General features: G+C 71.4%; 6 protein-coding genes. 2 read left to right on the top strand and 4 right to left on the bottom strand.

All coding sequences use genetic code 11. The features are described 5' to 3' along the window. Window positions 1-96: 96 nt before the first annotated feature. Window positions 97-1881, bottom strand: a complete 1785-nt coding sequence (gene arc, locus AB0A90_RS29420; protein WP_357254251.1) for a proteasome ATPase — start codon at window positions 1879-1881, stop codon at window positions 97-99. A gap of 178 nt (window positions 1882-2059) precedes the next feature. On the opposite strand from arc, the gene AB0A90_RS29415 reads away from it, so the two are divergent. Beyond that, window positions 2060-2353 carry a ferredoxin gene (locus AB0A90_RS29415; protein WP_357254249.1) on the top strand — a complete coding sequence of 98 codons (294 nt, stop codon included), beginning with the start codon at window positions 2060-2062 and terminating at the stop codon, window positions 2351-2353. Window positions 2354-2405: 52 nt separating this feature from the next. Here AB0A90_RS29415 and AB0A90_RS29410 read toward each other — a convergent pair whose 3' ends face one another. Genes AB0A90_RS29410 through AB0A90_RS29400 form a run of 3 tightly spaced genes read right to left on the bottom strand, consistent with a single transcriptional unit; the run spans window position 2406 to window position 5111 of the window. Then, on the bottom strand, window positions 2406-2978 hold the full coding sequence (locus AB0A90_RS29410) for a hypothetical protein (RefSeq protein WP_355029057.1): 573 nt from the start codon (window positions 2976-2978) through the stop codon (window positions 2406-2408). A 46-nt stretch (window positions 2979-3024) separates the two neighbouring features. After that, the gene (locus tag AB0A90_RS29405; RefSeq protein ID WP_357254281.1) at window positions 3025-3975 is read right to left on the bottom strand and encodes a tRNA (adenine-N1)-methyltransferase; all 951 of its coding nucleotides are present in this window, start codon (window positions 3973-3975) and stop codon (window positions 3025-3027) included. Window positions 3976-4019: 44 nt separating this feature from the next. Further along, entirely contained in the window at window positions 4020-5111 is a 1092-nt protein-coding gene (locus AB0A90_RS29400; protein WP_357254279.1) for a site-2 protease family protein, read from the bottom strand. Window positions 5112-5251: 140 nt separating this feature from the next. Between AB0A90_RS29400 and AB0A90_RS29395 the strand changes: the two genes are divergently transcribed. After that, window positions 5252-6166, top strand: coding sequence for a PD-(D/E)XK nuclease family protein (locus tag AB0A90_RS29395; protein WP_357254247.1), 915 nt, complete (start codon window positions 5252-5254; stop codon window positions 6164-6166). The last annotated feature ends 135 nt before the right edge of the window (window positions 6167-6301 follow it).

Raw genomic sequence — 6301 nt, 5'->3', positions numbered from 1 at the left:
CCGCGCGGGGGCCGGGGGGGGGGGGTTTGGGCCGCGGGGGTTGGTGGTACGCCCGCCGGGCCGCCCCGGTCGTTGGTCGGGGCCCGCCGCTGGCGGTCAGAGGTACTGGCCGGTGTTGCTGGCGGTCTCGATGGACCGGCCGGCCTCGGCGCCCTTGCCACCGGAGACGAGCGTGCGGATGTAGACGATCCGCTCGCCCTTCTTGCCGGAGATGCGCGCCCAGTCGTCGGGGTTTGTGGTGTTGGGGAGGTCTTCGTTCTCGCGGAACTCGTCGACGCAGGCGTCGAGCAGGTGCTGCAGGCGCAGCCCCTTGCGACCGGAGGTGAGGAACTCCTTGATGGCCATCTTCTTGCTCCGGTCGACGATGTTCTGGATCATCGCGCCGGAGTTGAAGTCCTTGAAGTAGAGGACTTCCTTGTCACCGTTGGCGTAGGTGACTTCGAGGAAGCGGTTCTCCTCGGTTTCGGAGTACATCCGCAGCACCACGGCGTCGATCATCGCCGCGACGGTGGCCTGGGGGTCGGTGCCGTGTTCGGCCAGGTCGTCCGGGTGCAGGGGCAGCCCGGCGAGGATGTACTTGGAGAAGATGTCCTTGGCCGCTTCGGCGTCCGGTCGCTCGATCTTGATTTTCACGTCGAGCCGACCGGGGCGCAGGATCGCCGGGTCGATCATGTCTTCACGGTTGGAGGCGCCGATGACGATGACGTTCTCCAGCCCCTCCACGCCGTCGATCTCGCTGAGCAGCTGCGGGACGATGGTGTTCTCCACATCGGAGGAGACACCGGAGCCACGGGTCCGGAAGATCGAGTCCATCTCGTCGAAGAACACGATCACCGGGGTGCCCTCGCCGGCCTTCTCCCGTGCCCGTTGGAAGATCAGCCGGATGTGCCGCTCGGTCTCGCCGACGTACTTGTTGAGCAGCTCGGGGCCCTTGATGTTGAGGAAGAAGCTGGTGTGCTTCTCCTTGCCCTGCCGTTCGGCGATCTTCTTGGCCAGCGAGTTGGCCACCGCCTTGGCGATGAGCGTCTTGCCACAGCCGGGCGGGCCGTAGAGCAGGATGCCCTTGGGCGGGCGGAGCTGGTGCTCACGGAACAGGTCCGCGTGCAGGAAGGGAAGCTCCACCGCGTCGCGGATCTGCTCGATCTGCGACTGGAGGCCACCGATGTCGCCGTAGTCGACGTCGGGCACCTCCTCCAGGACCAGCTCCTCGACCTCGCTCTTCGGGATCCGCTCGTACGCGTACGCCGAGCGGGGCTCGATCATGAGCGAGTCGCCGGCTCGGATCGCGGAGCCGATGAGGGTCTCGGCGAGGTGCACGATGCGCTCCTCGTCGGAGTGCGAGACCACCAGCGCCCGGTCACCCGGCCCGCCGTTTGGTCCCTCCAGGATCTCCTTGAGCATCACGACCTCGCCGACCCGCTCATAGCCGAACGCGTCGACGATGTTGAGCGCGTCGTTGAGCAGGACCTCCTGGCCACGGCGCAGGTCACCCACATCCAGCGAGGGTGAGACCGCGACCCGTAGTTTGCGACCGCCGGTGAAGACGTCCACCGAGCCGTCGTCGTGCTTGGCCAGGAAGACGCCATAGCCACTCGGCGGTTGCGCGAGCCGGTCGATCTCCTCCTTGAGCGTCACGATCTGCGTGCGAGCCTCCTTGAGGGTGCTCACCAGCCGGTCGTTGTTCTCGGTCAGCCGCGCCAACTGTGCCTGGGTGGCCGCCAGCCGCTCTTCGAGCTGCCGGACGTGTCGGGGGCTTTCGGTCAACTTGCGCCGCACCAGAGCGAGTTCCTCCTGAAGGAACGCGACCTGCGTGGAGAGATCGTGGGCTTCCTTCTCCCACCGTGCGGCGCGCGAGTCCGCGTCGTCGCTGCGTGCTGCCACGTCCCACCTCCCCGGGGGGCTTGAACGTTCTGCCCTAACACTAGCCGCTATGAGGCCGATTCGGTCCCACGCAACACCCTCGTCACCGAACCTTGATCGCCAAGGGTGGCCTGACGGGCGGTTACCGGCGTTCGGGTACCGTCGGAGTGTAGGACGGGAGAACATGGGGGGTGCACCGGTGACCGAGGTCGCGACCGATCAGCTGCAGGTCTGGGTCGACCAGGATCTGTGCACGGGCGATGGGCTCTGCGTGCAGTACGCGCCGGAGGTTTTCGAGTTCGACATCGACGGTCTGGCGTACGTCAAGGGCGCCGACGGTGAGCTGCTGGCGGCGCCGGGCAGCCGTGTCGACGTGCCCGAGCACCTGCGCCTCGAGGTGATCGACTCGGCGAAGGAGTGCCCGGGCGACTGCATCCACGTGGTGCGCGGCGACGGTGTCGAGGTCGCCGGTCCGGACGCCGAGGAAGACTGAGGCACCCACCGGCCGGGCCGCGCGGCCCGGCCGGACCCGGGAGGGGTACGCCTCAGAGCATCGGACGACCGACCACCGAGGCGACCAGCCGCGCGAATTCCTCCAGCCGGGCGATCTGCCCGGCTCCCCCGTCGTCGAGGGTCTTGCCGAAGCGCAGCGCGTCGTGCCGGGGTGTGCCCACCATCTCCTCGCTCGGTGGCGCCTCGTCCAGTGAGGTGAGCAGCAGGTAGACGTCGATGCTGTCGACCCGGATCTCGCCGCTGTCGGCGCGGTTGAGCCGCCGCCGGCAGCCGACCTCGGTGACGGTGGAGACCGGCACGACCCGCAACGACGAGGTCATCGAGCCGGGAGGGCCCTCCTCCGGCGGCACGTCCTCGCCGTGCCAGAGGATCAGCCGGCTGCCGTCGCAGACGACGACCTCCTGCCACACGCCGTTGACCTCGTTGACGAAGCGTTCCAGGGTGAAGCCGAGCACGGACGCGCCGCGCAGCACGCCGCCGAGCGCCTCCAGGGCGACGTCCGGGTCGCGCAGGTAGGCCCGCGCCGCCGACTCCAGATCCTGGTAGGGCGACCAGTCGGGAAAGACCGCGGGGAGGTCACCGCCGCCGTAGCCCGGTCGGCTCATGCCAGCGCCTCCCCCTGCTCGGCGGTGCCTCCGGCCAGCTCGATGGTCACGGCCTGTCCATCTCCCCCGCACCGTTGGACTGCGCGTCCGCCACCTGGGCGGCGGCCTGTCGGGCCGCCTCCGCCGCGCGGAGGTCCTGGCGGCGCTGCGCGTACGCCTCGGTGCCCTTGCTGGGCTTGCGTCGGCGCGGCGGCGCGGTGACCCCGGGGGCCAGTTTGCGCGCGGACACCAGGAACGCGGTGTGCGCGATCATCCGGTGGTCCGGCCGGACGGCGAGGCCCTCGGCGTGCCAGTCGCGTACCAGGGACTCCCAGGCGCGCGGCTCGGTCCAGCCGCCGCGTTCGCGCAGCGCCTCCACCAGCTCGGACAGCTGCGGCGTGGTGGCGACGTAGCCGATGAACACCCCGCCCGGGACCAGCGCCCGCTCGACCATGTCGAGAGTCTCCCAGGGGGTCAGCATGTCCAGGATGATCCGGTCGAAGCCGGTCTCCTGGCACTGCGCGACGTCACCGACGTGCAGGTGCCACGACGGGTGCGGCCCGTTGAAGAACGCCTCGACGTTGCGCTTGGCGATCTGGGCGAAGTCGTCGCGCAGCTCGAACGAGTGCAACTCACCCTCGGTGCCGACGGCCCGCAGCAGGGAGCAGCTCAGCGCGCCGGAGCCGGCGCCGGCCTCGAGGACCTTGGCGCCGGGGAAGATGTCACCCATCGCGACGATCTGCGCCGAGTCCTTCGGGTAGATCACCTGGGCGCCGCGCGGCATGGACAGCACATAGTCCGACAGGAGGGGCCGCAGCGCGAGGAACGCGGTGCCGCCACCGGCGGTGGTGACCACGCTGCCGTCGGGGAGCCCGATCAGCGTGTCGTGCGCCAGGATGCCGCGGTGGGTGTGGAACTCCTTGCCGGGCTCCAACGTCACGGTGTGCATCCGCCCCTTGGGGTCGGTCAGCTGAACCCGGTCGCCGGGCCGGAACGGCCCACGGTGCACGGGTGTCAGCGCCGGGGTGGTGGGGTCGGCTCCGACGGTGGAGGGAGTTGCGGTCACGGTGTCATCTTCCGGTTGGGTTCGAGGAGCTGTGCAAGGTCCGCGATGTGCAGAATGCCGACGACATCTTCGCCTGACGTCACCACGTACTGCGCGCCCGGGTGGGTCTGAACGGCCTCCATCACCCGCTCGCCGTCCCAGCCGACCGACAGCGCGGGAAGTGTGCCCAGTGCGCGGGCGACGGCGTCCACCGCCAGCCATGGTCGGCGGTCGACGGGCACCGCGTCGGCGGCGGCCGGGTCGACGAGCGCCACCGGCCGCCCGGTGGAGTCGGTGACCAGCAGGGCCGAGGCGGGCTGCCCGCCTTCGGCGCGTCGGCGCTGGGCTTCGGCCAGGGGCGTACCGGTGGTCACCGGCCAGACCGGGCGGGCCAGCCGGGAGAGGTCGATCAGCGGGAACCGGCGGCTGACCCGGGCGGCCCGGATGGCCTGCCCGGCGCCCCGCCAGAGGGTGACGGCGACCAGCAGCATCAGCGGCAGCGCCAGCGGCGACAGGACGTCGGCCACGGTCAGCAGCCCGACCAGGGCGGCGGTGCCGACCGCGACGGCCCGGCCGGCCCAGCCGGCGACCTCGGTGCCGAGGTGCCGGTCGCGGGTCAGCCCCCACACGGCGGCGCGCAGCGCCCGGCCGCCGTCGAGCGGCAGCCCGGGCAGACTGTTGAACACCGCGACGATGACGTTGCTGACCGCGAGTTGGAAGGCGAGTTGGTGCGCCACCGTCCGTTCGGGCAGGGCGAGGGTGGCGGCGACGGCGAGGACTCCGAGCACCGCGGAGACCGCTGGGCCGGCCAGCGAGACCAGCAGGTCGACACGGGGGGACGGGGCGTCCCGGTCCATCTCGGTGTAGCCGCCGAGCAGTTCCAGGGTGATTCCGCGCACACCGATGCCGTACCGGCGGGCGGTGAGGGCGTGGCCCAGCTCGTGCAGCAGCACCGAGCCGAGCAGCGACACCACGAACCCGAAGCCGATCAGGTAGCCGCTGATCTGCGGCAGGTCGAGCTGTCGGCGGGCGAATTCGGCGTACAGGACGGCGATGAGCACCGCGAACAGGACCATGGAGCCGTTGAGGTGCAGCGGCACCCCGAACACCCGGCCGACGTTCAGGCCGAGACGCCGGTCGGGTCGGCGCGGCGGCGGGGATGTCTGCTCCATCGCCACGATGCTACGGACCGTCGCCGCGCGGGGCGGGCGGCGGTCGGTGTCACACCGGTGCCCTAACCTTTGCCGACATGACGGCGGAATCGGTCACCACCCCCCAGCCCTCCCTCGCGGCGCAGGCGCCACCGCCGGTGCGGGCCTCGCTGTCGCCGTCGCGGGCGGCGGATTTCAAGACCTGCCCGCTGCTCTACCGGTTCCGCAGCATCGACCGGCTGCCCGAGCGCACCACGATCGAGCAGGCCCGGGGCACGTTGGTGCACGCGGTGCTGGAGCGCCTGTTCGACCTGCCGGCGACCGGCCGCACGCCGGCGGCGGCCGGCGACCTGGTGGCCCCCCAGTGGGACCGGCTGGTCACCGAGCAGCCGGAGCTGGCCGCGATCTTCGACGGCGCGGAGCCGGCCGGTCCGGTGGAGTTCCTGCGCTCGGCCGCCGGGCTGCTGGAGGGCTACTTCGCGGTGGAGGACCCGACCCGGCTGGAGCCGGCCGAGCGGGAGAGCCTGATCTCGGCGGTGGTCGACGACGAGTTGCTGATCCGGGGCTACCTCGACCGGCTCGACGTCGCTCCGGACGGCGCGCTGCGGGTCGTCGACTACAAGACCGGGGGCGCGCCCCGGGAGGCGTTCGAGGCGCGGGCGCTGTTCCAGCTGAAGTTCTACGCCCTGGTGTTGTGGCGTACCCGGGGGGTGGTGCCCCGGGTGCTGCGGTTGCTCTACCTGCGCGACGCCGAGGTGTTGGACTACACGCCGGACGCCGACGAGCTGGTCCGCTTCGAGCGCACGGTGGTGGCGCTGTGGCGCGCGATCGAGCAGGCCACCGCCCGGCAGGATTTCCGGCCGCGGCCGAGCAAGCTGTGCGACTGGTGCAGTCACCAGGCGCTGTGCCCGAGCTTCGGCGGCACCCCGCCGCCGTTCCCGGTGGCGGCGGCGTCCGCTGATCCGCTGCGCGACGCCCGGTCCGCGCCGGTGGTGCCCGGCGCCGACGAGTGACACACCGCCGCGGGCCACTCGTGCGCGCCGCGGTGTGTCCGGCCGGTCGCTGACCGCCCCCGCCGCGGGCACCGTGGCGGGGGCCGACGCGGTGCCGCGTCGGTGACGACACCGCGGCGGGGAGGCCTCTACCGT

The organism is Micromonospora sp. NPDC049204, assembly GCF_040647935.1.
Taxonomy (GTDB): Bacteria; Actinomycetota; Actinomycetes; order Mycobacteriales; family Micromonosporaceae; genus Micromonospora.
Note: the sequence above shows the minus strand (reverse complement) of the source record. Positions and strands in the feature narration are given on the sequence as shown.

Excerpts from the sequence above, each read along its gene's own strand:
- AB0A90_RS29395 (WP_357254247.1), top strand. The coding sequence starts at position 5,252 with ATGACGGCGGAATCGGTCACCACCCCCCAGCCCTCCCTCGCGGCGCAG.
- AB0A90_RS29410 (WP_355029057.1), bottom strand. The coding sequence starts at position 2,978 with ATGAGCCGACCGGGCTACGGCGGCGGTGACCTCCCCGCGGTCTTTCCC.